This window comes from Mesorhizobium helmanticense, assembly GCF_003034915.1.
GTDB lineage: Bacteria > Pseudomonadota > Alphaproteobacteria > Rhizobiales > Rhizobiaceae > Mesorhizobium > Mesorhizobium helmanticense.
On the sequence record NZ_PZJX01000007.1, the window covers coordinates 136,551 to 162,612 of the forward strand.

Annotated in this window: 29 protein-coding genes and 1 tRNA gene; 6 read left to right on the top strand and 24 right to left on the bottom strand. The window is 61.5% G+C overall.

Annotated features, from left to right (window positions below; translation table 11 throughout):
- Positions 1 to 228 precede the first annotated feature (228 nt).
- From C9427_RS04810 to C9427_RS04830, 7 genes are all read right to left on the bottom strand, one after another.
- On the bottom strand, positions 229 to 1,245 hold the full coding sequence (locus C9427_RS04810) for an AAA family ATPase (RefSeq protein ID WP_146172501.1): 1,017 nt from the start codon (positions 1,243 to 1,245) through the stop codon (positions 229 to 231).
- Positions 1,242 to 1,493, bottom strand: coding sequence for a hypothetical protein (locus C9427_RS04815; RefSeq protein WP_107648040.1), 252 nt, complete (start codon positions 1,491 to 1,493; stop codon positions 1,242 to 1,244). The genes C9427_RS04810 and C9427_RS04815 overlap by 4 nt, the downstream gene beginning before the upstream one ends.
- Positions 1,490 to 1,681: a hypothetical protein gene (locus tag C9427_RS33740; RefSeq protein ID WP_146172502.1), complete on the bottom strand. Its 192-nt coding sequence runs from the start codon at positions 1,679 to 1,681 to the stop codon at positions 1,490 to 1,492. The genes C9427_RS04815 and C9427_RS33740 overlap by 4 nt, the downstream gene beginning before the upstream one ends.
- A complete protein-coding gene (locus C9427_RS33745) occupies positions 1,665 to 1,850 on the bottom strand; it encodes a hypothetical protein (protein ID WP_146172503.1) in 186 nt (61 codons plus the stop codon). The genes C9427_RS33740 and C9427_RS33745 overlap by 17 nt, the downstream gene beginning before the upstream one ends.
- On the bottom strand, positions 1,847 to 2,053 hold the full coding sequence (locus tag C9427_RS04820) for a transcriptional regulator (protein WP_107648041.1): 207 nt from the start codon (positions 2,051 to 2,053) through the stop codon (positions 1,847 to 1,849). Before C9427_RS04820 ends, C9427_RS33745 begins: the two co-directional genes overlap by 4 nt.
- A 130-nt stretch (positions 2,054 to 2,183) precedes the next feature.
- A complete protein-coding gene (locus tag C9427_RS04825; RefSeq protein WP_107648042.1) occupies positions 2,184 to 2,852 on the bottom strand; it encodes a hypothetical protein in 669 nt (222 codons plus the stop codon).
- A gap of 3 nt (positions 2,853 to 2,855) precedes the next feature.
- Positions 2,856 to 4,121 carry a tyrosine-type recombinase/integrase gene (locus C9427_RS04830; protein ID WP_107648043.1) on the bottom strand — a complete coding sequence of 422 codons (1,266 nt, stop codon included), beginning with the start codon at positions 4,119 to 4,121 and terminating at the stop codon, positions 2,856 to 2,858.
- A 121-nt stretch (positions 4,122 to 4,242) separates the two neighbouring features.
- Between C9427_RS04830 and C9427_RS04835 the strand changes: the two genes are divergently transcribed.
- Positions 4,243 to 4,310: transfer RNA gene (locus C9427_RS04835), tRNA-Ser, on the top strand.
- Positions 4,311 to 4,443: 133 nt separating this feature from the next.
- Here C9427_RS04835 and C9427_RS04840 read toward each other — a convergent pair.
- From C9427_RS04840 to C9427_RS04890, 9 genes are all read right to left on the bottom strand, one after another.
- Complete coding sequence (locus C9427_RS04840; protein WP_107648195.1) at positions 4,444 to 4,740, bottom strand: hypothetical protein; 297 nt, start codon at positions 4,738 to 4,740, stop codon at positions 4,444 to 4,446.
- 875 nt (positions 4,741 to 5,615) lie between these two features.
- Entirely contained in the window at positions 5,616 to 5,933 is a 318-nt protein-coding gene (locus C9427_RS04850) for a hypothetical protein (protein WP_107648045.1), read from the bottom strand.
- A 577-nt stretch (positions 5,934 to 6,510) separates the two neighbouring features.
- Entirely contained in the window at positions 6,511 to 6,891 is a 381-nt protein-coding gene (locus tag C9427_RS04860) for a c-type cytochrome (protein WP_107648046.1), read from the bottom strand.
- Positions 6,892 to 6,982: 91 nt separating this feature from the next.
- Positions 6,983 to 9,520, bottom strand: a complete 2,538-nt coding sequence (locus tag C9427_RS04865) for an arsenate reductase (azurin) large subunit (protein WP_107648047.1) — start codon at positions 9,518 to 9,520, stop codon at positions 6,983 to 6,985.
- Positions 9,521 to 9,534: 14 nt separating this feature from the next.
- Positions 9,535 to 10,062: an arsenate reductase (azurin) small subunit gene (locus C9427_RS04870; RefSeq protein WP_107648048.1), complete on the bottom strand. Its 528-nt coding sequence runs from the start codon at positions 10,060 to 10,062 to the stop codon at positions 9,535 to 9,537.
- 155 nt (positions 10,063 to 10,217) lie between these two features.
- Positions 10,218 to 11,555 carry a sigma-54-dependent transcriptional regulator gene (locus C9427_RS04875; RefSeq protein ID WP_107648049.1) on the bottom strand — a complete coding sequence of 446 codons (1,338 nt, stop codon included), beginning with the start codon at positions 11,553 to 11,555 and terminating at the stop codon, positions 10,218 to 10,220.
- Positions 11,545 to 13,002 carry a sensor histidine kinase gene (locus C9427_RS04880; protein WP_146172504.1) on the bottom strand — a complete coding sequence of 486 codons (1,458 nt, stop codon included), beginning with the start codon at positions 13,000 to 13,002 and terminating at the stop codon, positions 11,545 to 11,547. Before C9427_RS04880 ends, C9427_RS04875 begins: the two co-directional genes overlap by 11 nt.
- On the bottom strand, positions 12,999 to 13,874 hold the full coding sequence (locus tag C9427_RS04885; protein WP_107648050.1) for a substrate-binding domain-containing protein: 876 nt from the start codon (positions 13,872 to 13,874) through the stop codon (positions 12,999 to 13,001). The genes C9427_RS04880 and C9427_RS04885 overlap by 4 nt, the downstream gene beginning before the upstream one ends.
- Before the next feature lie 293 nt (positions 13,875 to 14,167).
- Positions 14,168 to 14,827 (bottom strand): DUF2161 domain-containing phosphodiesterase, encoded by a 660-nt coding sequence (locus C9427_RS04890; protein WP_107648051.1) that lies wholly within the window; start codon positions 14,825 to 14,827, stop codon positions 14,168 to 14,170.
- Between the two features lie 177 nt (positions 14,828 to 15,004).
- Between C9427_RS04890 and C9427_RS04895 the strand changes: the two genes are divergently transcribed.
- The gene (locus C9427_RS04895; protein ID WP_107648052.1) at positions 15,005 to 15,952 is read left to right on the top strand and encodes a MurR/RpiR family transcriptional regulator; all 948 of its coding nucleotides are present in this window, start codon (positions 15,005 to 15,007) and stop codon (positions 15,950 to 15,952) included.
- A gap of 90 nt (positions 15,953 to 16,042) precedes the next feature.
- Positions 16,043 to 17,359 carry a M20 family metallopeptidase gene (locus C9427_RS04900; protein WP_107648053.1) on the top strand — a complete coding sequence of 439 codons (1,317 nt, stop codon included), beginning with the start codon at positions 16,043 to 16,045 and terminating at the stop codon, positions 17,357 to 17,359.
- Positions 17,360 to 17,371: 12 nt separating this feature from the next.
- On the opposite strand, the gene C9427_RS04905 is transcribed toward C9427_RS04900, so the two are convergent.
- Genes C9427_RS04905 through C9427_RS04925 form a run of 5 tightly spaced genes read right to left on the bottom strand, consistent with a single transcriptional unit; the run spans position 17,372 to position 21,967 of the window.
- Complete coding sequence (locus C9427_RS04905) at positions 17,372 to 18,379, bottom strand: branched-chain amino acid ABC transporter permease (protein WP_107648054.1); 1,008 nt, start codon at positions 18,377 to 18,379, stop codon at positions 17,372 to 17,374.
- Positions 18,376 to 19,251, bottom strand: a complete 876-nt coding sequence (locus C9427_RS04910; protein ID WP_107648055.1) for a branched-chain amino acid ABC transporter permease — start codon at positions 19,249 to 19,251, stop codon at positions 18,376 to 18,378. The genes C9427_RS04905 and C9427_RS04910 overlap by 4 nt, the downstream gene beginning before the upstream one ends.
- Positions 19,252 to 19,270: 19 nt before the next feature.
- The gene (locus tag C9427_RS04915) at positions 19,271 to 19,990 is read right to left on the bottom strand and encodes an ABC transporter ATP-binding protein (RefSeq protein ID WP_107648056.1); all 720 of its coding nucleotides are present in this window, start codon (positions 19,988 to 19,990) and stop codon (positions 19,271 to 19,273) included.
- Positions 19,987 to 20,724: an ABC transporter ATP-binding protein gene (locus tag C9427_RS04920; protein WP_107648057.1), complete on the bottom strand. Its 738-nt coding sequence runs from the start codon at positions 20,722 to 20,724 to the stop codon at positions 19,987 to 19,989. Before C9427_RS04920 ends, C9427_RS04915 begins: the two co-directional genes overlap by 4 nt.
- 4 nt (positions 20,725 to 20,728) lie before the next feature.
- On the bottom strand, positions 20,729 to 21,967 hold the full coding sequence (locus tag C9427_RS04925; protein WP_167434250.1) for an ABC transporter substrate-binding protein: 1,239 nt from the start codon (positions 21,965 to 21,967) through the stop codon (positions 20,729 to 20,731).
- 205 nt (positions 21,968 to 22,172) lie between these two features.
- Here C9427_RS04925 and C9427_RS04930 point away from each other — a divergent pair, with 205 nt between their 5' ends.
- Complete coding sequence (locus C9427_RS04930) at positions 22,173 to 22,997, top strand: alpha/beta fold hydrolase (protein ID WP_107648059.1); 825 nt, start codon at positions 22,173 to 22,175, stop codon at positions 22,995 to 22,997.
- Here the strand turns inward: C9427_RS04930 and C9427_RS04935 are convergent.
- The 3 genes from C9427_RS04935 to C9427_RS04945 form a co-directional block, all read right to left on the bottom strand.
- On the bottom strand, positions 22,994 to 23,290 hold the full coding sequence (locus C9427_RS04935; protein WP_107648060.1) for a DUF982 domain-containing protein: 297 nt from the start codon (positions 23,288 to 23,290) through the stop codon (positions 22,994 to 22,996). The genes C9427_RS04930 and C9427_RS04935 overlap by 4 nt on opposite strands.
- 127 nt (positions 23,291 to 23,417) lie before the next feature.
- A complete protein-coding gene (locus tag C9427_RS04940) occupies positions 23,418 to 23,654 on the bottom strand; it encodes a hypothetical protein (protein WP_107648061.1) in 237 nt (78 codons plus the stop codon).
- A gap of 119 nt (positions 23,655 to 23,773) precedes the next feature.
- Positions 23,774 to 24,160 carry a hypothetical protein gene (locus C9427_RS04945; protein ID WP_245436978.1) on the bottom strand — a complete coding sequence of 129 codons (387 nt, stop codon included), beginning with the start codon at positions 24,158 to 24,160 and terminating at the stop codon, positions 23,774 to 23,776.
- 242 nt (positions 24,161 to 24,402) lie between these two features.
- Between C9427_RS04945 and map the strand changes: the two genes are divergently transcribed.
- The gene (map, locus tag C9427_RS04950) at positions 24,403 to 25,230 is read left to right on the top strand and encodes a type I methionyl aminopeptidase (RefSeq protein ID WP_097572623.1); all 828 of its coding nucleotides are present in this window, start codon (positions 24,403 to 24,405) and stop codon (positions 25,228 to 25,230) included.
- A 49-nt stretch (positions 25,231 to 25,279) separates the two neighbouring features.
- Positions 25,280 to 26,041 carry a RadC family protein gene (radC, locus tag C9427_RS04955; protein WP_107648062.1) on the top strand — a complete coding sequence of 254 codons (762 nt, stop codon included), beginning with the start codon at positions 25,280 to 25,282 and terminating at the stop codon, positions 26,039 to 26,041.
- The last annotated feature ends 21 nt before the right edge of the window (positions 26,042 to 26,062 follow it).

Sequence of the window (26,062 nt, forward strand, 5' to 3'; positions counted from 1 at the left end):
CAACTGTCAACTCATGCATCGTTGTTCATCTTCGCCTCAGGCCTCGAAGAAAAAGATTGGCCTCGCAGGCTGACGAGAGGGCCTATTCTCGCCCCTTCCCTGAAGGTCATTTCAGGCGGGACAAACGGGACAGAGCGGGACAATGTCCCGGTGCGTCCCGGTGACGGTGAAACGGGACAGGACGGGACATATATCTATAGATATGTCCCATGTCCCGGTCCCGGCCACTCAGCCATGACACAGCCATGCATGATCATCGAAGTATTGCGCGTGGCCCGTATCTCGGAGCTTTGACTGCGCGCGCTGGAAAGCCTTCTTCTTAGCCTCTGGCGAATCCCCGATGGAATGGAGGTAGAAGCGCTTCCGCCACTGGTCGATCTGCACGACTTGGCATCCCGGCCAGTCCGGGCCTTCCCTCCTCACGCCATGCTCTTGCAGCGCCTCGTCCAAGGCGATGAGGGCTGCCCTGTTGCCGGGGGAGAGAGTGGCCTTTCTGGATGCGCCGGCCTTCACGCTGGCGTCCATCTCAGGAACAAGGCTGTCGCCGGCCTGCACCATCCTGAAGCCCCAAGAGCCGGTGCTGTCGGCGTCCTTGTGCCTCTCGACCGTCAATGTGGCTGTCATCGCTTCCTTGTCACCCTCAACCTTGAGCCGCGTGTCGAAGCTGCCCCAGAAGTGGGTATGCATTCGCGCCCGGCTGTCATCCGCCCAACCTGTATGCGCTACGGTGAGGATTGACGCGCCGGTTTCGCGCAGGATGCGCTGGACGCCGTGCACCCATGCCCTGGCTGTCTTGTCCTCGATCTCCGAACCGGCCATTGAACCGCCGAAGATGTCGATGACGACGAGGCCGAAGTAGCCGCGGATGTTCATGGCGTTGATCAGTGCCGTGATGTCGTCGGTCACGTCGAGCCGGATCTCTTTCGGATAAAGAAACGCGCGGCGATCGCCCTCGTCGATGCGGTGGTGATCGTACCAGCCAGGGATTCGAAGACGGCCGACACCGTTCGCGCCTTCTGTAGCTACAAACAGCACGCCGCCGGTGCTGACAGTGTGGCCGTGCCAGTCCTGGCCGGTGTCGACACTTAGGCCGATGTCGATGGCGATGAAGCTCTTGAAGGCATTCGACCTGCCGAACATGACGGCTGTCGATTGCTTCTGGATGAGGCCCTGCACAAGCCATTCCGGCTCAGGCAGGTCGCGCATGTCTGTGTAGCTCAGCAGTTGAATGGGGGTGTTGGTCAATAGCCCCTCCTGGCCTGCCGGCGCCACTCCCTGGCCGCCTCCAACACATGATCGGGTGACGGTGTTGGTACCAGCCGATACGGCCTGCCGTTGAACTCGGCGACGATGCCCGCGACGTAGCTGTATGACCGTTCAGTCGGGTCGTGTTCGTAGCCCGCGTCATCGAAGCGAAGCACCGCGCATTGCAGGTGGTTGCGCGCTGCCGCCAAGTGACGGACGGCGGCATCGATGTACATCTCCTCGATCATGGCGAGCCCCCATAGGCGAGCCTGGCGGTTGTCAGAGCCAGGGGAACCGACATCGGAATGCGGCGAAGGATGCGCGCCGCTTGCAGGAGACGGAGGGTTTCGGTATTGTCGAAGTCCTTGCTGCTTTGAATGACTTCGCGAAGCTCGCCCTGGCCGGCGGGCTTTCGCATTTCAGGAAGCGTCTGCATCGGGGCCTCCTGCATGGCTCTGGCGGATCACCTCGACAGCTTCGGCCGGGCCAATGCCAAATCGATCGCGAAGCAATGGCACGATGGCTTGCCGCACCTGCTCATCCGGGCGGCGCTGGCGCCATTCAACAACGGCGTCAATCATTTCTGCGGAGGGCTGAAAGGTCACGCCGCCACCTCAACGGTGAGAGCATCCTGCTCGCGAGCAAGGCGCCATTCCGCGTTCGCCTCTGGCGAGATCAGGACGCGGTTGCCCACGACCATGAGGCGCGGGGCCTTGCCGGCCTTCTTGAGATTGTAGAAACTTCCCCGGCTGATGCGGTTGGCCTGGCAAAATTCCGGGATGGTGAGTGCTGCCGTCACGGTGTTCATAGTCATCCTTTCAGGTTCACATGAACCAATCTTGTTGGATGACTATTCGTAACTGCGTGCGACTGATTTATACTAGGAAATCATCCGCCAATACTTTTACACGGGATGCTTCCCGCCCCCGCGCCATCTCTCAAAGGTTCCGAACTTCCCGAACCTGCTTGCCCAGTGCGGGCAATATCGAATTGTATTCGCGCCTCCATCCTTCCGGCATTTCCTTCATTAGAGCGTCCAGCAGCAAGAGGAACGGCGTCGGCATACTGGAACTATTGCCCCACTTGCCACTAATCCCGGCTGTCTCGGACCATTTGTCGAACCCGCGAAGGAAGGCGTGCCAAGCTGAGTTGAAGCTGCCAAAATGAGCTGACTTCCTGCCAGCATCGAGTTTTCGCCTGGCCATCTGGCACGCGGCGATAAATACGGTGAGGCGGGAGATCATCGCTTCGGTGGATTCGGCTCGCTCAGGCGCGTCGGGGTGGTCCAGAAGCAACAGTTCTGAGTCGATGGCGGCTCTGGCTCCGGCGAGCGCGCCAGCATCCGGCGCCGCGATCAGCATTGCCTGCCACGTGTCGCCCGCTCCCTTCTGAATTGTGTCCAGTCGCTCAAGAATGCTGTCAATCGAAACTGCCGCAAGCTCAGCCGCCCGCGCGATCAAATATTCGCGGGCAAGCTCGGCAAGGCTGTCTCGGGCGTCGGGAGGCAAGATAATGGTAGCCTTTAGCTGGACACGGTCCCAGTCCGGTTTGAACGAGGGCACACCGCCAAAGGCAGAAACTGTTTTCTTGTCAACGGGGATGGACATGGGTCAGCCTCCCATCCCGACGACATTCGTCTCTTCGACTGTCCCGAACCGGGGAGCCCCCGCCCTCACCGCCTCTGCGATGTAAGACTTCGACAGGTGGCCGTAGTGCTTTTCGACCATGCGGGTATCAGTGTGCCCGAGCTGCGCGGCGACGACGAGCAGCGGCATTCCATTCATAACGGCCAAGCTTGCCCAGGTGTGGCGAAGCCCATGGAAGCCGATTACCGGGCTGATCTTGGCCGTTGCGCAGGCGTCAATCATCGGCCGGGATTGGTGAGACTTGCCCCAACGGTTGCCGGCGGCATTGGTCAGCAGCAGATCAGAGCCCTGCTTGCCGGCGCCGAGTTGCGTGAATAGGCGCTTGCCCTCGTCAGTCAGGACGACATGCCGGGAATCGCCCGACTTGCTTTCGCTGATCGTCAAGGTACCGACATCGGGATTGAAGTCCGCGACGGTAAGCCGGGTCAATTCGCCATAGCGTGCTCCCGTCTGGAGGGCAGCCTGCACCAGATTGCGGAAATCCGGCTCACAGGCGTTCACCAGACGCTTTGCCTCGGGAATGGAAAGATAGCGCACGCGAGCCGTCTCTACGTCCTCAAACGGCTCCACGCGGCGCCATTCTTTGTCGGAGTCGACCTTGCCCTCTCGCCACGCATAATTGAGCGCGGCTTTCAGGATGGTGAGGACGCGATTTGCCGTGGCGCGGCGACGCCGGATCGACGCGCTGTCGCTGGCAGGCTCGCGAAATCGCTGCTCCTTGCCCTTCTTTGTCCGCAGCCGAGGCGGCGTCTCTGAAATCTTGCGGTGCCACTTGCGGATTTCATCGGCCGTGAGCTTGGCAACCTCCTTGTCGCCTAACTCTGCTTCGATCAGGGACCGACGCCACTTGGTATCCCGCGCAGATTTCCGCTTGCCTTCCATCCAATGGACATAGGCGTCGAGAGCGTCATTGACGGTGTACGGGCCTGCCTTTGGTGCCGGCGCATTCCGCTGAGCGTGAAGTTGGCGAGCAAGATCCTGTGCTTGGGAAAAAGTCAGGATGGTTGTGCCGTTGGCTTCCATCCTGTCGTCGGCATCGGCGATCGTCTCGACTACATAGTCCTGTTCGCCGACATAGTGCCGCGCCACCCAGCGCCCGCCGGTCTGGCCCTTCCGATAGCCAAGGTGAAGGCCCTTGGCGATGGTCCGATAGTATGGCTTGCCGCGCGCCGGCAACGCCTTGCGGGCGTTCGGCGTATCCATCTTCCTGTCGCGAACCTTCTCGACCATGGCCGGCGCCCTTTCGTGTCCAACACTTTGTCCAATATATACCCCTCAACAGAGTTGGACAAGCATAAACACAAGTGCACAGATCACAGGCTAAGATGTTGAATTAATTGAGCACGCTTTAACGCCATTGGATCATCTAGACGCCCTTTCACGGCGGTAACAGGGGTTCGATTCCCCTTGGGCGTACCAGATAACCAACCAAAACCACATACATCTTTGAGAACTTACGTCGGCGGCGAATTTTCGTTGTCGGAATCGTTGCTCCAATTCGCAACAACACCGCGCTCGCGGTAGCCGCCCATAATTCTTCTCCGCCTCGGGATCAGTCGGCGATCCTGCCTTCGCGATTTACCACGAGGCGCATCAGCGGGCGCGCACTTGTCAGATGCGCCCTCGTCGCCATCCGCCGTTCTTCGACCGACCTGAGGTAGCCGCTTGATCGCGGCCTTCCGCTCGCCATCGCCAGGCCCTTGTCAAGGACATCCTGAAGATTTGGCGTGTAGAAGGCGGTGTCTTCCAGACCGCTGAAGAAGTTTATGCGGTGAACTCCCCCCTTCTTGCTCATGACAATGCCGGCCTTTCGGAGCACTTCCTGAACCGCCTTGTACGTCAAAGTCATGGTTACCTCCTGGTTAAGACAAGCCAGCATGGCCCTCTCGTGTAACCGTTTGGTGGCGGTGATTGTCGAAAGTGCAACAGGAATGCTGTGGCCGACCCCCAAAACCCGGATCACCTGCCGCAGCGCAGAGTTTGAAATTGCGATCCACCACCTTGGTGGTTCCAGATCGGGGGCGGCTCCAGATCGGGACAAATGCCGCCCGCTTGTTTGCCTGCCCGACGTTTGCTGCCGTGCCCGATCTATCGATCCATTTCGAGCCCCCCGTTTTCGGACACATTTGGCTCCGCAGCGACAAACGCGCCGCGCCGAAGAATTTAGGCCCTGTCATAATTCATTCGCATGTTTCGCTCGAATCGGCTTGAGCGCATGTATTCGCCAGCCGGCGAGAGCCTCCCCCATGGCCGCTGGTCAGGCCCAGCGGCCTACCGCTGCCAGTGATCTACCAAGCCGCTGGGCCGCCGCATTTCCCAGGGACGCCTTCAAGATCAACCGCCACGCGCTAAGGTGCTCTTAAGTTTTCCACCGCTAATATTAGCCCATCCGATTTTTTCTACGCGCCATTTCCGAGACTCAATTAGCTTCCGCTCATGGAACGTCGGCACGCCATCCGAAGGATCAAGGACGGACTTTGGGAAGTCTACGACATAGACGACGAAATGGTTGTCTTCGTGGGCGACGTGCCTCTGACCAATTTGCAGGATGAGGAGGCACTCGACGCCTTGGAGTTGCTGAAGGATGGTTTCCTGCTCCCGAGAAGCCGGGGGGCTTCATCGCGCCGATCCTGATCGCGCTTACCAAGCGGAAGAGTTTGCAATGGGCGCTTTCTAGACTATGCGCCTGCTAACTGCCTTGGCCAACGTCGCGCGTCGGCGCAATTAACATTTCCTGCTTCTGGCTGCTGCAATCGCAGCCTGCTGCCGCTGCAGCCGCTCGATCTTCGCGCTTTCGCGGGCAGCGACAGTGGAAGCGACGCGCTGGCCGCCCCATACCCAGGTCGGGATATTCGCATGAGCAACCTTGCCCCGGGCGATCGCCGTCTGCGAGATCTCGCTGGCGACGGTGCCCATTGACACGTTGAGTTCGACGCAACTCATCGTGTCGTATTTCGTGGTGTCGACCGACGCGCGCAAAGGCGATGCACAGCCCGCCATGAGGCTGCAGAGCATAAGCACGATGGCGGAAATCACCTTCATCTTCGCGGGGACTCCATAGAGGTCACCATCAATTCGATTGCCCAGCCTCCGTCGCCGGAGCGATCCTCACCGTTCGCAAGAGGCTGTCACGTTTCGCTTCCTTCAACAATCCTTCGACGGCAAGTGACAACCGCTTCGTCATGGAGCCGACCGTGGACCAGCGCTGAGGCCGCAGGGCCAATTTCGGTAAGCGCACAGACGCCGCGCTCGGCCCAGGCGAACCATAGATGTTGTGAAGCAGGATGTTGGCGGCGCGAGGCGAGATGGCCTTCAGGTCGCGCGGGCCCTTGGAACCCGTCCTGCCGGTAAGCCGTCATGATCGGTGCGCCGGAGCCGCCACCGACCACAGGATCGCCACGCCGGCGCATGAGCCGCTGCGTTCGGGTAGTGGACGGTTGCCCGGGAATGCGCGCCTGCCGGCCCGCAGCCGCCATCAGCGGAATGGCTTCGGTTTCTCGCACGCTCCTTGCAATCGCAACGGCCTTGGCGGTGGCAATATCGACGGAAATCGCCCTGCCTTCAGCAACCCGCCTGACAGGTCTCGTTCTGTCGCAGCGATCGCGGCTTTCATGAGGCCCTACTTTGGGATGCTATTCAAATAGGCGATGACATTCTGAATGTCCTCCGGCTTTTTCAGCCCAGCGAAAGCCATTTTCGTTCCCGGAACCAGTGCTTTTGGGTCGACGAGATACTTGGCAAGCGTGTCCTCGTTCCACACCAGACCGCCAGCGCCGGCGTCTTTCATTGCCTTCGAATAGTTGAACCCAGTGACGTCCCCGGCAGTCCTTCCGATCAGACCGCCGAGATGGGGGCCCACCTTGTTGGTCGTGCTGTCGGCCGCGTGGCAGACCGCGCATTTCTTGAAAACCGTCTTGCCTGCTTCAACGTCCTGCGCGTTGGCCGTGGTGACAAACGCAGTCAGAACGGAGACGATAACGAGAATGCTTTTGCACTTCACTCAGTTTCTCCCTTTTGGAAAATTGACGAGTCCCAAGGAAATCCGCCGCGGGCATGCGAACGCCAGGCCCGCGGCGGAGGGGTGCAGAACTCTATGGCGTCTGATACTCCAACGACTTGAAGGTCAGGTGCTTCACAGCTTCCGGCGCATCCGAAATCTTTCGGATATCCGCCCATGTCTGCTTGTAGTTTGGTATCACCAGTTCGTTGACGCCGTCGTTGATGACATTGCCCATCACGCCGGTCGGGAATCCGAACAGCATGAAGGTCTCACCCTTCCTGGCGGTTGGTGTCGGATAGACCATCGCCTGGGTCGAGCCGTCGTCGTTAAAGACCTCGACCAGATCACCGGCCTTGACCCCCAGTTCGGCCATGTCGTCCGGATTGACCTGGATGTAGGGGAAGGGCATGCGGTCCATGACGAAATCGTTGGCCTGATCAAGGAAGGCATTTTGCCAAATGAGGTTGGCCCGCCCGTTGTTGATCAGATATTTGAACTTCGCCTTCTGCGCGTCCTTGCCGGGCGCCTGGAAGCCGCGCCATGGAGCATCCATGAAGTGGGCCTTGCCGCCCTCGCCGGAAAACACGCCATCCGCGTAAAGGCGCTTCGTGCCGACGATCTTGCCGTCCGCAAAGGCCGTGGCCGGCTCCTGGAAGCCGTTGTTGCCCATGGCTTTCAAGCGCTCGTAGGTCACATGCTCGCCACCGCCGGCGTTCTGATGATAACCGTCCATGAAGGCGTCTTCTTCCGTCTTCCAGTCAAAGCCCTTGAACTGGTCCGCATATTTGGCGTCGCCCATGTCGCGCAGCACCTTTTCCAGGTGCTGAGCTAGTCCGGCCGCGATCAGGCAATCGGGCTTGGCGTTGCCAGGCGGGTCCATATAGCGCTCGACGAGCCTCATACGGCGCTCGCCGTTCATGGAGGTGAGGTTCATCTCACCGGACTCCGCCGCCGGCAGCCAGACATGGCTCGCCGCGCCGATCTTCGAGGGGATGATGTCGACGTCGACCGAGAACAGACCTCCGGCCTTGATCGCGGCTGTGATCGCCTTGACCATTCCATCGCGGTCGCCATAGGGCACGGCGTTCATCGCATCCTTCACGATGTCGGTGCGCTTCTTGTAGACCATGTTGAATTGATGGGCGTTCAGCGTCGTCTTGTAATGATCGCAGGCCCAGATGTGATGGACTCCGCCTTTGCCTTCGATCAGCAGCTTATCGACATAGGCCGCGGGTCTTCCGACATGCGCGTCGGACGGACGGACGTAGCCTTCCTGATGTCCGCCCAGGCGAACAACGCCGCCGCCTTCGCGTCCGATGTTGCCCGTCGCCAGCGCGATGTTCACAAGGGCACCGTTGGTACGATAGTTGTCGTTGCCCCAGATCAGGCCCTTTTCGTAGCCGATCATGGTGCGTCGCCGCTTGCCGCCTTCCTTGGGCATGGCAATCCATTCGGCCGCCTTGACGATATCCTCCGCTTTCAGCCCAGTGATCTTGGCAGCGTCGTCGATCGAGAGTTTGCAGCCTTCCACCGCGCCCGAATAGTTGGTCAGGTGACCGGGTTTGCCGTCAGCCTCGCCGCGTGCGGGATAGAGCGCTGGCCGCTGCGTGCCTTGCTGAACCGTGCTGTTCTTGATGAAGTCGTTGTCCGTCCATCCCTTGTCGGAGATGTAGGTGAACAGCGCGTTGAAGAGCGCAAGGTCCGTTCCCGAATTGAGGCCGAGATGAAGGACATTGTCCTTCCCGGCTTCCGCCTCGCAAGCGTTTACCGTGACCGTGCGACGCGGATCGACGATGATGATCCTCGCCGCTGCGTGCGGCTCGTCGGGCATTTGCGCCTTCTTCTTGTCCAGTGTCGCACCCCGCAGATTAGGTATCCAGTGATTGAGAAAATAGTTGGTCTGGGTTTCGAGGGGGTTGGTGCCAACAGCCATGATCGTGTCGGCCAGTTCGGCATCCTCATAGCAGTTGTTCAGCTCCCCAACGCCCATGTCGCGGGTGGCGTGGACTTCGGAATTGTAGGCCGGACGGTTGTGGATGCGGACATTCTTGATCTTCATCGAGCCGAAATAAAGCTTCCCAGTGCCCCAGGTGTTCTCGTAGCCGCCGGCTGAGCCACCATGGTCGAACATGGAGACGAACAGACCATCTTCACCCTGCTCCTTGACCACGGCGGCCGTCACCCGTGCGACGAGGTCGAGTGCGTCGCCCCACGAGGTCGGCTGCATCTGGCCATATCGCCAGACCATCGGCGAGGTGAGGCGCTGCTGCTGTGTTCCGCGGGTGGCGCTGAAGCGGTTTTCAGCCATGCGGGCGCCCCGGATCGATCCCAGTCCGGAATTCACCTCGCAGTCCTTATCGGGCTTGATGACGATGTGGACATCCTGACCGTTCTGCTTGACCACATTGTACATGGAGGGCGCGTACCAGGCGTCCGTCTCGGCAGCTTGCTGCTGAGAAAGATCGACCCCGAAAGCGTTGGAGGCGGCATCGGTGCCGCCCTGCTTGTTGGTCGGCCAGGTGTAGGCGTGATAGCCGCAGCCGACGATGCAGTAGTGGCAGGTGACGTTGTGCTTCTTGGCGTCGGCCGGGATGATCGGCAGACGGTCGATGTGACGTTTGTAAGCCATGATCCGATCCTCCCTTAAAGTACGTTGCTCAGGCGGCCGTAGAGGAGCTCGTCGACTCCCTCGGCATAGATGTCCCCCTTGTCGTCGATGCGTAGCGCATACTGAGGCAGGTTCGCTGTCGACTGGCCCCAGATCTGCTGCCCGCCGGCATCCGCGTCGAAACGCGAATAATGGCCAGGACAGTTGAAGGAATGATCCTCCGCGTTGTAGTTGAGCGGGAATCCCTTGTGTGGGCATACAGTCGAGAACCCGACGATATCGCCTTCAGCACCGGCGCCGCCTTCCACTTTGGTTCCAAGCTTAAGCAACACGCCGGGCGCGTTCTCGTCTGGATAGTTGACCTCCAGGGGTTCGTTGACCTTCAGGTCGGCAACGTTGGCCAGCTTGTTCGAAGGGTATTCGACCAGGGCGAGACCCGGTGCGGCCTTGGCCTGAGATTGCGCGGGCAAGGCCACTGCCGTGGCCATCCCCGCGGCGGCAAATGCCCCTCCCCTCAGAAATTGACGGCGGCCGACGTCGACCAGCTTGTTGCAGCGATCCATGTATTCCTCCCATTGGCGAAGTCTTCTCCGCCAGGAGCCTTGCAACACCCGTGCCAAGCGAGCAGGTCGCCCATTTCATTAGGAAAAGCGCATTGAACCATTCGGATGACCGGGCGCGACGTTCGGAATTCCGAACATGTTGCAGCGCCGAAGGTTCAGCTTTCCGAACGCGGCCCTTCTACAAGGCCAAAGCGGGTCATCTTTTCCCAGAGCGTCGTCCTGGATATGGCAAGGAGGCCGGCCGCCTTGGCGATCTGTCCGCCAGTCTGTTCGAGGGCGCGCTCGATCTGGCGGCGCTCGGCGGCGTCGCGGACATCGGCGAGCGGCGCGAAAGATGCGCTGACGGCCGCATGTTCGGGGAACAGATCGCAGGGCATAATCCATTCACTGGTCGAGAGGGCCACGGCCCGTTCCACGCGGTTTCTGAGCTCCCGAACATTACCTGGCCAGGGATGGGCAAGGGCGGCCTCCTCCGCCAACGCGCTGAACCCTCGAATGCGCACATCCGAACGGCTGACCGCGTTTTCGAGGAACCTGTCGAGGAGCCAGGCAATATCTTCGAGTCGCTCCCGCAGTGGCGGGATTGTCACCGGCAAGACCGCCAGCCGGAAATAAAGGTCCTCCCGGAAGCCCGTAGCTCCGCCGCGAACTGCAAGATCCCGATGCGTCGCGGTCACGATGCGCGCGCCAAGAGCAACCGGCGCTTCACCGCCGACGCGATGGAAACTCCCTTCCTCGATCAGCCGAAGCATCTTTGCCTGAAGTGACAGCGGCATGTCGCCGATCTCATCAAGAAACAGCGTGCCTTTGCCGGCGCGTTCGGCATAACCGAGATGACGTCGCTGCGCCCCAGTAAAGGCGCCCTTCTCGTGACCGAAGATCTCGCTTTCGAGCAGCTCCGCAGGAATGGCCGCACAGTTCACGGACACGAACGGTTCCGAGCTTCGCGGCGATATCTGGTGCAGCAGGCGTGCCGCCACCTCCTTGCCAGCTCCGGTTTCTCCGGTGATCAAGACCGGCATGTCGTGTCGCGCATAACGATGCAGCAGGTCTTCCACGGACTGGATGGCGCGCGACTCGCCGAGAAAATAGCCTTTCAGCCTAAGCTCCGCGTTCGTCGTCCTTCGCCCAGCCTCGATGCGGCGCAGGAACTCGTCCATGGCGAAGGGCTTGGTCATGAAATCGACCGCGCCCGCCCGCATCAGCCGCACCGCCTGGTCGACCTCGCCGAATCCGGTGACGAACATGAACGGCGGCGCGTTCGGTATCTTGGCCACGGCGTTGAAGACCAGCTCGCCGGAAATGTCGGGCAACCGGACATCGCAAACGATGAGATCAAGAGCACCCGAAACCGCAGATATGCCGTTGATCGCCTCGCCTCCCGAATGCCACCACGTCACGTGCCAACCTTCGAGCTCAAGGCGCTGAAGGATCGATCCGCCCATGACGGGATCGTCCTCGATAAGTCCTATCCGTGCGCGCTCAGGCAGCATTGGCTTTGGCGGTCTCCCCACCGAAGGGAATTTCGAGCGTGATCGCCGTCCCTCCGTTTTGTTTGGCAGTGATATTGGCACTGCCGCCAAGATCGTCAACTACGCGGCGGACCATCCACAGACCGAGACCCCGGCCAGCCCGGACCGCAGGGCCAGGGTCTTCGTGCGTGAGTATTGCGGCGATGTCCGGCGACATTCCGGGGCCTTGGTCGCCGATCTCGATGCGCAAGCGGTCGTCCCTGCTCCCTGCCTTCAATGAAACCACTCCTCCCTCCGGCGTTACTGTACTTGCATTGAGCAGCAGGTTGAGCACGGCCTGGCGGACCGGACCTCCTTTGATCGGAATCTCCCCAGCGCCGTTCCATGCCATGTCCCAATCCAGGCGCTGCCGTCGGCGGCGCAGTTCAGGCTTGAGCAAAAGGCGGACATCATCGAAGTCTTCCGCGGTGAGAAGCCGTTGCGACCGCTCCGGACGGTAGGTCGCCAGCGCCGCCTCGACGACGTCGCGGATTCCAGCGAGGCCACGCTCGATCAGACTGATCGACGTATCGCGGACACCAGGGGTTTCGCCATGGGTCTTCAATGTATCCAGGGCATTGAAGAGGCCGCCCAAGGGGTTATTGATTTCGTGGGCCATTCCGGATGCCAGCCGACCCAGACTGGACAGCTTTTCTTCCTCGGCCAGCTGCATGGCGAAATTCGCGCGTTCACGCTCTGCATGGACGAGGGTGTTGTAGCCGCGGAAAAGCCCCGCCACTTCCGAGTCCCCAGCTGGAATTTCGCCCGGTGAAATTGGCTCGGCCGCTCCATGCGCGGCGGATCGCATGTGGTTTTCGAGAACGCGCATCGGTGCGATCATCTGCCGGACGATGAGAAAGCCGCCGAGCGAAAAAAGCACGGCCAGCAAGCCATTGGTGACCAGCAGAGTGAACAAGATTTCGCGGCGCTCGGCGAACAGGCGCGAGACGTCGAAAGTGGCGTGGATGGTCCCGACAGGCTGTCCCTGATAGATGAGATCGCGCTTGGCGAAGCCGGTCAGCGCGGATTCGTCGATCGTCACGACACCAGGACCATAGCGGCTCAGATAGCTGTCCGGCAGTTGCGAGAACGTCGCCATCCGGGTGGGGTCCGTCGCTGCCAGGATTCGACCATCCGACCCGGTCACGACCGTTTCGATCGGAGACAGAGCCGCATACGACGACTTGGACCTGTCAAGTGCGTCGAACACCTCCCAGACATCTCCTCTCAGGACCGAAGGGATGACGGCGGACGAGAGGCCGTCGAGGTATGTTTCGGCAAGGCCGTTCAGGAAGCCCTCTTGCGTACGCGAGAGGCGGTCAAGAACGTGTTCCGAAATCACCGCGCTGATCACAACCATCAGCAACGCAACGATTGCCGGCACGCGATAGGTGACCGGGATCGACCTGAAGCGGCTGATCAAGATCACCCGAATTGCCTCACGATTTCGACCTCGGCCGCAATCGTGTCGAACAGCGATGGGTCGGTGGCGAGAAACCCGTCGAGCCGAAGGAGGTCGAGAACTTTCTTGCCTTCGGAATCATCCCTCATGGAAACAAGGGCCTGCCGCAGGGCCTCTACGCGGGGATCGCCGGCAAGGGATTTGGGCGAGGCCACCGGAGGGAACCCCAGCCATTCTGACTTGCGAACAATCTTCGCCTGTTTGATCAGGTCAGGGTCGGTCTCACGCATCACCTCGTAGACATAGCCGTCGACGCTGCCTGATTGCGCCAGGCCGGACGCTACCGCTCGCACGACGTTGCGGTGACCGTAGGTGAAGAAACTGCGTGAAAAGAATGCCTCGGGGAGAAGCTTATTCTTCGCAAGAAGCGTTCGCGTCACCAAAAAGCCTGAGTTGGAATCCGGATCGGAAAAGGCGTGAACATCACCGTTGAGGCCGTGCCAATCATCCACGACGCGTCCGGCAGCGGCTATCAAATAGGACTGATAGAGCGGTTGACCTTGCCAGACGGGTGTGGCGACCAGGTCGAGATCCGCTTTGTATTGAACGTAGGGGTAGCCGCAGATCCAGGCAGAGTGGATCTGGCCGGACACGAGCAGCGCCGTGATTTCCTGGTAGGTCCGGCGGGTTACCAGTTCGACCGGGCTGCCGATTTTCTTGGTCAGATATCCCCGGAGATGATTGAGGAGTTCCAGATCATTTGACAGGAAGACCGGCGTGAGGCCGAATTGAAAGGGTTCGACTTCAGCCCAGGATGTTCGAGGCAAGGCCAGCAGGCCGACGCCCCCGAGAGCACCCTTGAGGATTCTACGCCGATCGGTTGCGATGTGGGTTGGCACGAAGGCCTGCCTTCATTTCCCGCGTACTTCAATCTATCCAGAGATTCGGATACGAGCGAGATGTATGAAAAGAACAGCGGTAGCCGAAACCCACCCTTCAGAACCAATCAGTTAGCCGAGCGCCAACAAGAACAATACCGCCGAAGGCAGCGGCGAATCGCATTTCTGCGTGGATGGGTTCGGATCGCACGTCCATAATCGCTATTTTATCAAAATATAATGAAGTACGATTTTTGCGACGGTTGCCTACGTCGCACGGACTGCGCCACTATAGGTATGCCGGCGATACCTCGTCATGGTGCCGGCTGTGGCCAGCGCTGCAAGGCCGCATGGCCAATTTCGGTAAGCGCATAGACGCCGCGCTCGGCCCTGGCGAACCATCCATAGACATTGTGAAGCAGGATATTGGCGGCGCGAGGCGAGATGGCTTTCAGGTCGCGCGGGCGCTTGGGACCGTCCACCATCGCCGCGGCGCAGGCCAGCGCATCCTGCCGGTAAGCGGTCATGATCGGTGTGCGGGAACCGCCGCCGACCACAGGGTCACCGCGCCGGCGCCGGTGCTCGTCCATCAGGCGCGATCTTCGCCTGGGATCTCGCCGCGGCGGCAGGGCGGCCGGACTGAGCAGCAGTTCGACATTGCCGGAGGAACCGACCGCCAGAAGGCCGAAGCCGAGCCGGCGGCAGAGCGCTCGGAACCGGCGATCGTGCTCGCGGCCTTTGCCCCTGCTCGACATGCGCGCGGCGAGCCAGACCTCATCGCACGCCGCGGCGCGATCGATGCCTTGAAGGACGAGCTCGAGGTTGAATTGCAGTTTCAGTTCGCAAATGACGACCACCGGCGGCTCGCCATCTCGCAAACCGACGACATCGCAACCGCCAACTTCGCCTTTGACAGTGTATTCCAGGCTCTCAAGAAACCGCTTCACCGGCGTGTAAAGAGACGTTTCCTGCATGCTGGAGCCATAGCCGATTCGGGCCGCGCTCGCACAGAGTGGCCTTTACCGCACAACCTGGGTGAGACAGACGGGAGCTCCGAATCTCAATCTTGTAGAAATCCTTCCAAAAATTGACATCAGGAATAGAATTTGTAATTTCTCTATCATCGACTGTAGCGGAAAGGGAGAGGTCCGGTGTCGATCCGCGAAGAGTTGGCGCATACCACCCTGGTCCTCACATCCGCCGAAGCCAAGATCGTGCAGGTTCTTCTTGCCGACTATCCGATGTCCGGCCTTGGCACCGCCACGCGCCTGGCAAAGGCGGCGGGCGTCAGTGATCCCACGGTCATGCGCCTCATGGTCAAGCTTGGCTATGGCGGCTTTGCCGCCTTCCAGGGCAAGCTTCTGGCGGAAATCGAATCCCGGCTGCACTCGCCGTTGCTGATGATGGAGGCCAAGCGTCCCGCCAATTCGAGTGACGGCACGGTCAACGACTATTTTCACTCGGTTTCCGACAGCCTTGAGCGGACGCGCACGGCTGTTGCCTCCCAAAGCTATGGCCGGGCGGCGAAGATGCTGCTCGACTGCAAGGGCCAGGTCGTGCTGCTCGGCGGACGTTTCAGCCGCCACATCGCCTCGATGCTGGCTGGCTATCTCGTGCAGTTCCGCCCCGGTGTGCACGACATCGGCTCGCTGGCGCCGACGGATTTCGACCTCTTGATCGATCTCGGCAAGCGCGACCTGCTCGTCGTCTTCGACTACCGCCGCTACCAGTCCGACGTGGTCAACTTCGCCCGCCAGGCGCGCGAGCGCGGCATGGGCATCCTGCTCTTCACCGATCCCTGGCTTTCGCCCATCTCCGAACAGGCCGACCTGACGTTGATCGCCGCGATCGAGGCCAATTCGCCCTTCGACACGCTGGCCACGGCCGTTGTCCAGATGGAGACCGTAGTCGCCCATGCGCTGGAGACCGAAGGCCAGAGGGTGCGCAAGCGCATCGAGGACATCGAAAGCATTCGCCGCGCCAATGGCGTGACGCTCGACGCATCGGATTTTGCCGGCGCCGGCCCCAAGAAGGCCGCCGTCGGCGATCCGGCGAAGTGGGCGGCCCCGTTTGTGAGAGGCAAGCACAAATCGACATGACAGGGCCGACATCGTCAGCCGGGCAGCCGACATCCCTGCACACCAACAATCACGAACGCCGCCAAGGCGGCAGCACGAAAGGACATCGACATGTTGGACAGGGATGCGGCCATTGCCGCTGCGCAAGCCGAGATCGACAAGGATCGCGACTGGGTGATCGGGCTGACCAGCGACATGGTGCGGATTCCTTCGGTGAATCCCAAATTCGAGACGAAGCAAGGCCTGAACCGCGAGGCCGACGTCCAGGCACTGCTGGAGCCGATCCTCAAGGCGGACGGCTTTTCGACCGAGCAATGGGACGCCTTGCCGGGCCGGCCAAATCTCGCCGGCGAATGGGCGGGCGATGAGGAGCGTAGCCTGATCCTGTGCGGCCATATCGACGTCGTGCCGGTCGGCGAAATGAAGAACTGGTCGGTCGATCCGTTTGGCGCCGCCATCACCAACGGTCGTCTCTATGGCCGCGGCGCGGTCGACATGAAGGGCGGTGTGGCCGCCTGCATCGCTGCCGCGCATGCCATCCGTAAGGCCGGCATCACGCTTCAGGGCCGGCTGGCGATCCACAGCGTGGTCGACGAGGAGGCCGGCGGCTTCGGCGCCATGGACGCGGTTGCCAGGGGCAAGCTCGCCAAGGCCGTGCTGGTCGCCGAACCGACCTGGGGCGACGTCCTGCCGGTCGAGGGCGGGCTCGAATGGGCGCGGGTGACGATCCGCGGCCGCAACGCGCATTCGGCGCTGCGCTACAATGAAATCTATCCGCAGCGTCACGGCAAGGACCGCCTGGAACCTGGCGTCAATGCCATCGAGCTGGCTGCCCGCTTCATAACGGCTGTACGCCAATACGAACTCGACCGCACGCGGGCCAGATCGCATCCGCTGCTGCCGCTTGGCATGAACACCATCAACATCGGCGTGATGTATGGAGGCACCGGGCTTGGCGAGGATGGCCTGCCGACGGTGATGACCAATCCGGCGATCATTCCGGATGTCGCCGTGCTCGACCTCGACATGAAGTTCCTGCCCGACGAGAACTCAGCCGACTACCGTCGCGATTTCGAGACCTTCGTCCACCATTTCGCCGCCGCCGACGCCTGGCTGCGCAACAACCCGCCGACCATCAAGTGGGAGCTGGGCGGCCTCTATTTCCCGCCGATGAACACTTCGCCGGATCATCCGCTGGTCAAGTCGCTCGTCGCCAACAAGGCGCGTATCGGCAAGACGCCCGAGGTGAAAGGTTTCGTCGCGGTGTGCGACGCCGCGCACTATGCCGGCGCCGGCGTCGACGGCGTCATCTTCGGTCCGTCCGGCGACGGCTTCCACGGTGCCGACGAATATGTCGAGGTCGACTCTGTGGTGGAAACCGCCAAGGTCATCGCCGCTTCCGTCATCGACTGGTGCGGGGTGCGTTGACTTGAGGTGTCGTCAGGCTGGGCGCTTGACGCGCTCGGCTACCCATGTCCAGGCGGCGCGGATCATGCCGACCAGGCCGCTTGGATAGACCAGCATGATGACGATGATGAGCAGCGCCGTGATCATTGGCCGCCACGCGCCGAAATCGGCCATCGCCTCGGAAAAGACGGTCAGCACGAAGGATGCGATGATGGCGCCGTAGATCGTGCTCGTCCCGCCCAGCAGCACCATCGACAGGATGATGGTCGCCAGGCTCATGCCGAACACGTCGATCGAGGCGTTGCGCTGGTAGGCGGCGTAGAAGGCGCCGGCGATCCCGGTGAAGAAGGCGCTTGCCGCCAGCGTCACCATGCGCTGCCTGGCCAGCGAGACACCGCGGCTGATGGCATATTCCTCATTGTCGCGCAGCGCCACGATGCTGGCGCCGGCGCGCGAGCGCACGAACAGGCGCAGGAACAGCGTGCTCGCCACCAGCAGCGCCAGCGCGATGTAGAAATAGGCGAGCTTGCCGTCGCGGATCATGTTGTGCTCGAAGACATAGAGGCCGGGCACCCGCACCAGCCCTTGCGTACCGCCTGTCAGGTCCGACTGGCTGATGATGACCTGCATGACAAGCTGGGCGAAGCCGAACGTGACCAGGATGATATAGATGCCCTTCAGCCGCAGGATCGGAATGGTTACCAGCACGGCCGCCAGCGTCGCGATCACGCCGCTTGAAAACAGCGCGATCCACGGATCGACACCGGCCACCTTGGCCAGCAGGCTGTAGGCATAGACACCGATGCCGAACAGCGCGAGATGGCCGAAATTGAAGACGCCGCCATAGCCTAGGCTGAGATCCCAGTTCGAGGCGACGACGGCATAGATGAAGATCATGATCAGCACGTGCCGGCTGTAACTGTCGCCGAAAACGAGCGGCAACAGGGCGAGCACAAGGAAGCCAGCCACGAAGCCGATCGCCTCGCGGTTCCAGGTGACGCGGCCGGGCGCGGACGGGATGGCGATGTCGAGGAGCGTCATGCCAGCCCCCGGGAACGGCCGGCAAAAATGCCCTCAGGGCGCACCATGAGCGTCCCGATGAGTACCAGGAAAAGCAGTGCCGGTGTCCAGTAGAGGCCGAAATAATAGTTGCTCGCCGCCTCGAAGAACCCGATCAGATAGGCGGCGAAGATCGGCCCCGAAATGCTTGAAATACCACCGAAAACCACCACAATCAGCGCCTTGAGCAGCGGGTCGGCGCCCATCGACGGGTTCATGAAGCGGTAGCCGCCCATGAAGATCCCGGCGAGCCCCGCCAGCGATGCGGCGATGGCGAAGGCAAGCCCGTAAAGCGCCGTGACATTGAGACCGACGAGCTGGCTGGCATCCTCGTTCTGCGCCACCGCCCTCAGCGCCAGTCCGAGCCGCGTGCGGTTGAGGAACGACCACAGGGCGGCCAGAATGAGCGGCGTGATGACGATGATGGCGATCTGGTGCAGCGACACGCCGACGCCGGCGATGGTGGTGTTGCCCTCGATGAGGCTCGGCAATTGCTTGGAGCGCGGGCCCCAGACCGTCAGTGCCCCGTTCTCGATCAGCGAGCCCGCCGCTAGCGTGGTGATGACCACGACCAGCACGATGTTGGGACGGCCGATCAGCGGCCGCACCACCGAAGCCTGCAGGATCCAGCCGGCGCCCGCCATGACGATGACGGCGAGCGGGAAGGCGATCACCACCGGCAGGCCGAAGGCGACCAACTGCCAGGCGAAATAGGCGCCCAGCATCATGAACACGCCATGGCTGAAATTGAACACGCCGATCGTCGTCCAGACCAGCGCCAGCCCCACCGCCATCATGGCGTAGAGCGAGCCCTGGAACAGGCCGCCGAAGACGATGTCCGAAAAGACGCTCATGTCCTGTCCATTCCCGCTTTCAATGCCCGAAATACATGGCCATGATTTCACTGTGCTCGAGGCTCTCGCCCGGCCGGATCTCGGTCTTGACCGCTCCGTGATCGACAAGAAAGAGCTGCCGGCTGAGCTCGAGCAGGAACTCGATGTCCTGTTCGACGACGACCAGCGGCACGCCCCCCTTCGATATGTCCATGACGGCGGCGCAGAGTTCGTCCTTGATTTTCGGCGCCAGCCCAAGGGTCGGCTCGTCGAGGATCAGCAGGCGCGGATGGCTCATCAGCGCCGTGCCGATCGACACCATCTGGCGCTCGCCGCCGGAAAGCGTGCGCACCCTTTGCCGCCAGCGCTCGGCAAGCTTGGGGAACAGCTTCACCACCTTTTCGCGGTTCTCGGCCTCGTGCGGCCGTGCCCGTGGCGAATAGGCGCCAAGCGCCATGCAATCGCCGATCGTCAGATCCGGGAACAGCTTGTTGCCCTGCGGCACATGGATCAGGCCAGTGGCGACGATGGCGCGCGCACTCAAGCCGGTAATGTCCTTGCCGTCGAAGGCGACACGGCCGGATTTCGGCGCGACCAGGCCGGAAATGGTCCGGAGCAGCGTCGTCTTGCCGTGACCATTTGGGCCGAACAGCCCGACATTGCCGAAGCGACCGGCTTCCAGCGTTATGTCGTGCAGGACGGTCACCCGGCCATAGCCTGATGTCACCGCCTCGACGCTTAGGATCGGGTTTTCGCTCACGCCGCCGATCTCCTCGTGCCGAGATAGGCTTCCACCACGCGCGGGTCGGCGATCACGCTCTTGGGCTCACCCGCGGCCAGCACCCGGCCCTGGTTCAGCACCAGAAGATGCTGCGACAGGCTCATCAGGAAGGTCAGCACATGTTCGATCAGCACCACGGTGATGCCGCGCTCGGCCGTCCGCCGGATCAACCCGATCGAGGTTTCGATCTCCGGCTTGGTCAGGCTCGATGCCGGCTCGTCGAGCAGAAGCATGCGCGGTTCCGTGGCGATCGCCGTTGCCAGCATCAGGCATTTGCGGTCGAACACCGACAATTCGCCGGCGAGGCGCCCGAAGGCCGGGCTCGAAAGGCCGACGAACTCCAGCGCCTCGACGGCGCGGCTCCGCGCCTCGGCTGCCCTTCGCCCGGGTTTGCCGTAGCCAGCGCCGATCAGCGCGTTCTCGAACACGGTCAGCCCGTCGAAGCTGGTCTCACGCTGGAAGGTCCGGGCAAGACCCAGCCGTGCAATACCATTGCCGGACCGCGCCTGGATGTCCGTGCCGTCGAATCGTATCCGGCCCCTGTCGGGGCCGAACGGTATGCCGGTGATGACATTGAACAGCGTGCTCTTGCCACTGCCGTTCGGCCCGGCGATGCCGAAGATTTCCCCCGCCTCGACGGCGAGGGAAACATCGTCGACTGCCTTCAGCGATCCGAACGCCTTCGATACGCCCTCGACTTCGAGCAGCGGCATGCCGCTATTTCATCCAGGGCTGCGCCTGGAACTCGCCGGTCGCGTATTTGGCCGGCGAGATCAGGGTGCGCTTGCCGTCCCATATCTGGAAAAAGGTGATCGGGATGTAGTCGTCGCCCTGCATGGCAAGATGCGTCGCCGGATCGAATTTCAGGCGGCCTTCGGCGACCTGCTTGTCGGTCTCGGACAGCGCCTTCATGATCGCCGCATGGTCTTTCGGATCGCCTGCCTTTTTCAGCGCGTCGAAATAGACATTGACCATCTCGTAAAGGGCAACGCCGTAGGTGCCGCTCTCCACGCCAAATTTGGCCTTGAATTTGCCAGCCACTTCATCTGCGCGCGGATTCTTCGGCGTGGTCAGAGCGCCGCCGAGAAGGTCATAGATGACGCCGTTCGACTTTTCCTTGGTCAGTTCGACGAATTCCGGAACGCTCGGCGCATATTGCAGGAACACCAGGCTCTTGGTCGGCTGCTCCAGGAACTGGTTGAGGAACGAGGCCGAATTGCCCGGCAGGTAGTCGGTGTTGATGACCACATCCGGCACGTCCTCGCGCACCTTGGCCAGGATCGAACGCCAGTCGGTCACTTCGCCGAAGGGCACGAGTTCGTCGACAGTGATGGTCCAGCCCTTTTCCTTGAAGGTCTTCTTCATGCCTTCGGAGATGGTCTTCGAATAGGCATTGTCGGACGAGATGATCGCGACCTTCTTGGTCGGCAGCGTGATCTTGCCTTCGGCCGCCAGCTTCTCGACGAAACTGGTGACATCGGTGTTGTAGGCATCGAAGGACGGCGTCAGCGACCAGCAGCAAGCGTATTTTTCCGGATCGGGCGCGATGATGTCCTTGGTCTGCTGCGACGTGGCGGCGAGCATATAGGGCATCTCCGCCTCGGCCATGTTGTCGATCTCGAAATTGGTCAGGCTGGCATAGCCGGTCAGCATGAAATGCACGTCCTGGTCGCCGAGCAGGCGCTCGACCGCGCTGGTGACGTTCGCAGCCGACTGATCCTTCACGTCGCCCACGACCAGTTCGAACGTATGGCCGTCAATGCCGCCCGCGCTGTTTGCCTCATCGATCGCCATCTGCGCGCCGCGCTGGAATTCCTGGCCGTCGGCCGCCGCCGGGCCGGTCAGCGGCGCCAGCAGGCCGATCTTCACCACGTCGGCCAGCGCCGGCGCAGCGCTCAGCATCACGCCCAGCGCGGTTCCAAGCAGGATGTGCCTGAAATGGCGTTTCATCGACATTGTTTTCATTGTCCCTGTTCCCCTGTTTGTCCTGGCGATGGTTGGATGATTGACAAATAATGCACAGGTGGGCCAATTTGAAAAGATATTTTCATGAGCAGACACGCGGATTTGCCTACTCATTAAACGTGCGAAACCGTGTGAAGCATTTTCAGGCAGTTTGCCGGGATGCAGCGGCAAGCGAAGGCGGACAGTGGAGACAGGGATGGCGACTACGGTCAGGACGATCGAAACAAGTCACGGCACGATCGCCGCGCGCGAGAGTGGCGGCACCGGCATGCCGGTGCTGATGATCCACGGCAATTCGTCGTCGGGCGCCGTCTTCCGCAATCAGTTCGACGGCAGGATCGGCGCGACCTACCATCTGATCGCCGCCGATCTTCCTGGACACGGCGAGTCCGGCAATGCGGTCGACCCGGAGCGTAGCTACTCCATGCCTGGCTATGCCGATGCAATGACCGAGGTCATGAACAGGCTCGGCATCGAAAAGGCCGCGGTCTTCGGCTGGTCGCTGGGCGGTCATATCGGGCTGGAGATGATCGACCGCTATCCCGGCATGCTCGGTTTGATGATCACCGGAACACCGCCGATCGCCGCAGCCGATCTCAGCAAGGGCTTCAAAACCAGCCCGCATATGAACCTCGCAGGCCAGGAGATTTTCACCGAGGAGGATATCGACGCCTATGCGCACTCGACCTGCGGCGAGCCCTATGACCAGTTGCTCCGCAATGCCGTTGCGCGCACCGATGGTCGTGCTCGCGCGCTGATGCTCGGCAAGTTCGCCTCCGGCTTTGGCAATGATCAGAGCCAGATAATCCTCGGCAAGACACCGCCGATAGCCGTGCTCAACGGCGCCGACGAACCGTTCGTCGACACCGATTTCGTCGACACGATCCCGTTCTCAAACCTGTGGGAAGGCAAGAAGCACCTGATCGGCAAATCGGGCCATGCGCCGTTCTGGGATTCGCCGGACCGGTTCGACCCGATCTTCGACCGCTTCCTGAAAAGCCTGGAGCTCGGCTGGCGCTAGGCTCTAAGCCCCCTCGCCTCGCTACCCCGTTTGCTCCGAACCATCATGTCTCGGGCCAGCAGGCGGCTCGCCCGGCAGAACGCCATGAACGCCCGGCAGGCATCCTCGGTCTTGACCAGGTCGACCGTGGCGCCGAAGCAGGCATTGAACGCAGCCTGATAGACCGGGCCTTGACGGCGGACCGGCCAGTCCTGCAGGAAATCCAGCGCCTGTTCGACGCTGTAGATTTCCTCGACCGGCAGGCCAGGCGCAGTCGTGATGCGCACCGGCACCTCGAATTGCAATCTGTCCATTCGTTTCTCTCCCGAACGGCATTGCCGCGGCCACGCCGTTCGTAACGGAAAAGTTGCTTTGACCAGCTTTTCGCCCAAAAATGTGTCGTCAGTGCGGACGCCGACCCAGTGAAGCTCGTATGGAAGTCTATTGGTTCGCCGGGTCGGTTTCCGCCTCATAGGCCATGCGAACGGCTATAATGATGACATGTAAGGACGGCACGGCAAAAATGCCGCCGAGGACCAGCGCCGCGGTTCCCGCCATGCCGAGCGTCTCGGCGATCGCCCAATAAACGGTTCCGATGCAGATAAGCGCCTGCACGACGAGGAACAAAGCGGCCGAGGCCGCGCGCGTCAGCGTTTTGACTGTTTTGATACGTTGCATTGAAAGAATTCCGGAAGTGAGCGCCGCGCGGCCGGTGGACGGCAGACAGCCGCCGCACGCGCCGCGACGCGAAAAAAGATGTGAATGGGCTGGATAGGCGCGGTGCGAGACCGCTCAGGTCAGATGGACGGAGGCGCGCGGGGCTGGTGGGCACTCGCCTGCGGCGCAGATACGAATGCATACACGGCCGACACCCGGACCGGCGAACCCCAATTGAGCCGGAAGAAAGCGGATTCCGGCACAAGCGCGCCGGGATTGCCGCTCACGAATTTGATCGGTAGCAGCCGGCCGGAGCGAATTTCGAGAGGCTGCGCCTTGCCGCGCAGCGGCGCGACCGCGTCGTCCTGCCGCGCCGTGATGATTCCGCCGCCGCCCGAAGCGGCGGCCGTCGAAGCAGCCACCTCCGACTGGACCATGCACAACAGCGACAGCAACAGCAGGGCGATCAGGCCCGAACAGGCTGTTTTTATGGGCGAAGTGAATGGGCTGGCGCGCTTCGATGCCATCGAGAGGCAAGGTCTCCGAACTCTGTCACCGCCCTATCGTGTCCAGCCGAAAAAGGAAAGCGTCGCAACCAAGGGCTGTCGCCAGCGAAGGCGCAATATGGGCCACAACGCATGAATACCGCGAACGATCGCTGTTAGCCGGCAGTTCGTCCTTGAACCTTGCGCCGTCCGGTGCCAAATCTGGTGGGATTTTTTTCGCGCGGGCTCGATCGGGAGCCCACCTACACCGGCAAACGGACAAAATGGTCACCTATCTCGACGCCGCCACGGCACCGCTCAGAAACACCGGCCAGATCCGCCTCTATGGCGAGGAAGGTTTTGCCGGCATGCGCAAGGCCTGCGATCTCACCGCGCGCTGCCTCGATGAACTGGTGCCGATGGTCGCACCCGGCGTTACCACCGAAGCCATCGACCGTTTCGTCTTCGAGTTCGGCATGGACCACGGCGCGTTGCCTGCGACGCTCAATTATCGCGGCTACACCAAATCGTCCTGCACCTCGATCAATCATGTCGTCTGCCACGGTATTCCCGACAACAAGCCGTTGAAGGAGGGTGATATCGTCAACATCGACGTCACCTATATCCTCGACGGCTGGCATGGTGATTCCTCGCGCATGTATCCGGTGGGCACGATCAAGCGCGCCGCCGAACGGCTGCTCGAGGTCACCCATGAATGCCTGATGCGCGGCATCGCCGCGATCAGGCCCGGCGCCCGCACCGGAGCCATCGGCGCGGCCATCCAGACTTATGCCGAGGGTGAGCGCTGCTCGGTGGTGCGCGACTTCTGCGGTCATGGCGTCGGCCAGCTTTTCCACGATGCGCCGAACATCCTGCACTATGGCAACGCCAGCGAGGGCGTCGAGATGCGGCCGGGCATGATCTTCACTGTCGAGCCGATGATCAATCTAGGCCGGCCGCATGTTAAAGTGCTGTCGGACGGCTGGACGGCGGTGACGCGCGACCGGTCGCTGTCGGCGCAATACGAACACACGATCGGCGTCACCGAGACCGGATGCGAGATCTTCACGCTGTCGCCAAAAAAACTCGACCGCCCCGGCCTGCCGGCATAATCTTTCCGCGCCGGATTTTTGCCGGCCAGGGTGAACGCGGACTAGGGGAATGCGGGTGGCAAAAACCGGCGGCGACGACGAGCGGATTTTTTTGGCCGAAGGTCCGATACCATCGATCGCCAAGGCCAGATCGACCGAAAAACCGCACTACCACGGCCACCGCGACCGTTTGCGCGAGCGCTTTGCCACCGCGGGACCCAGCGCCCTTCCTGATTACGAATTGCTGGAACTCTTGCTCTTTCGGCTGATTCCCCGCGCCGACACCAAGCCCGTCGCCAAGGCGCTGCTGGCGCGCTTCGGCACGCTGGCCGAGGTGCTTGGCGCGCCCGCCGCGCGACTTGAGGAGGTCAAGGGCATCGGTCCAGCGGTGGCGCTTGACCTGAAGATCGTTGCCGCCACGGCCCAACGCATGGCGCGTGGCGAAATCATCGGCCGCGAACTGATGTCGACCTGGACGCAGCTTCTCGAATATTGCCGGTCGGCCATGGCCTTCGAGGACCGCGAGCAGTTCCGCATCCTGTTCCTCGACAAGAAGAACACGCTGATCGCCGACGAAGTGCAGCAGGTCGGCACCGTCGACCACACTCCGGTCTATCCGCGCGAAGTGGTCAAGCGCGCGCTCGAACTCTCCGCTACGGCGATCATTCTGGTGCACAACCATCCGTCCGGCGACCCGACCCCCTCGCGCGCCGATATCGAGATGACAAAGCTGATCATCGAAACGGCCAAACCGCTCGGCATTTCCGTGCACGACCACCTCATCATCGGCAAGAAGGGCCATGCCTCAATGAAGGGCCTGCTGCTGATCTAAAGCCTGCGCATATTGGCTGAA

Excerpts from the sequence above, each read along its gene's own strand:
- C9427_RS04930 (WP_107648059.1), top strand. The coding sequence starts at position 22,173 with ATGGCGACTACGGTCAGGACGATCGAAACAAGTCACGGCACGATCGCC.
- C9427_RS04945 (WP_245436978.1), bottom strand. The coding sequence starts at position 24,160 with ATGGCATCGAAGCGCGCCAGCCCATTCACTTCGCCCATAAAAACAGCC.
- C9427_RS04850 (WP_107648045.1), bottom strand. The coding sequence starts at position 5,933 with ATGAAGGTGATTTCCGCCATCGTGCTTATGCTCTGCAGCCTCATGGCG.
- C9427_RS04865 (WP_107648047.1), bottom strand. The coding sequence starts at position 9,520 with ATGGCTTACAAACGTCACATCGACCGTCTGCCGATCATCCCGGCCGAC.
- C9427_RS04820 (WP_107648041.1), bottom strand. The coding sequence starts at position 2,053 with ATGAACACCGTGACGGCAGCACTCACCATCCCGGAATTTTGCCAGGCC.
- C9427_RS04815 (WP_107648040.1), bottom strand. The coding sequence starts at position 1,493 with ATGATCGAGGAGATGTACATCGATGCCGCCGTCCGTCACTTGGCGGCA.
- C9427_RS04900 (WP_107648053.1), top strand. The coding sequence starts at position 16,043 with ATGTTGGACAGGGATGCGGCCATTGCCGCTGCGCAAGCCGAGATCGAC.
- C9427_RS04870 (WP_107648048.1), bottom strand. The coding sequence starts at position 10,062 with ATGGATCGCTGCAACAAGCTGGTCGACGTCGGCCGCCGTCAATTTCTG.
- C9427_RS04910 (WP_107648055.1), bottom strand. The coding sequence starts at position 19,251 with ATGAGCGTCTTTTCGGACATCGTCTTCGGCGGCCTGTTCCAGGGCTCG.
- C9427_RS04940 (WP_107648061.1), bottom strand. The coding sequence starts at position 23,654 with ATGCAACGTATCAAAACAGTCAAAACGCTGACGCGCGCGGCCTCGGCC.
- map (WP_097572623.1), top strand. The coding sequence starts at position 24,403 with ATGGTCACCTATCTCGACGCCGCCACGGCACCGCTCAGAAACACCGGC.
- C9427_RS04890 (WP_107648051.1), bottom strand. The coding sequence starts at position 14,827 with ATGCAGGAAACGTCTCTTTACACGCCGGTGAAGCGGTTTCTTGAGAGC.
- C9427_RS04920 (WP_107648057.1), bottom strand. The coding sequence starts at position 20,724 with ATGCCGCTGCTCGAAGTCGAGGGCGTATCGAAGGCGTTCGGATCGCTG.
- C9427_RS04905 (WP_107648054.1), bottom strand. The coding sequence starts at position 18,379 with ATGACGCTCCTCGACATCGCCATCCCGTCCGCGCCCGGCCGCGTCACC.
- C9427_RS04840 (WP_107648195.1), bottom strand. The coding sequence starts at position 4,740 with ATGACTTTGACGTACAAGGCGGTTCAGGAAGTGCTCCGAAAGGCCGGC.
- C9427_RS04825 (WP_107648042.1), bottom strand. The coding sequence starts at position 2,852 with ATGTCCATCCCCGTTGACAAGAAAACAGTTTCTGCCTTTGGCGGTGTG.
- radC (WP_107648062.1), top strand. The coding sequence starts at position 25,280 with ATGCGGGTGGCAAAAACCGGCGGCGACGACGAGCGGATTTTTTTGGCC.
- C9427_RS04925 (WP_167434250.1), bottom strand. The coding sequence starts at position 21,967 with ATGTCGATGAAACGCCATTTCAGGCACATCCTGCTTGGAACCGCGCTG.
- C9427_RS04830 (WP_107648043.1), bottom strand. The coding sequence starts at position 4,121 with ATGGTCGAGAAGGTTCGCGACAGGAAGATGGATACGCCGAACGCCCGC.
- C9427_RS04875 (WP_107648049.1), bottom strand. The coding sequence starts at position 11,555 with ATGCTGCCTGAGCGCGCACGGATAGGACTTATCGAGGACGATCCCGTC.
- C9427_RS33740 (WP_146172502.1), bottom strand. The coding sequence starts at position 1,681 with ATGCAGACGCTTCCTGAAATGCGAAAGCCCGCCGGCCAGGGCGAGCTT.
- C9427_RS04935 (WP_107648060.1), bottom strand. The coding sequence starts at position 23,290 with ATGGACAGATTGCAATTCGAGGTGCCGGTGCGCATCACGACTGCGCCT.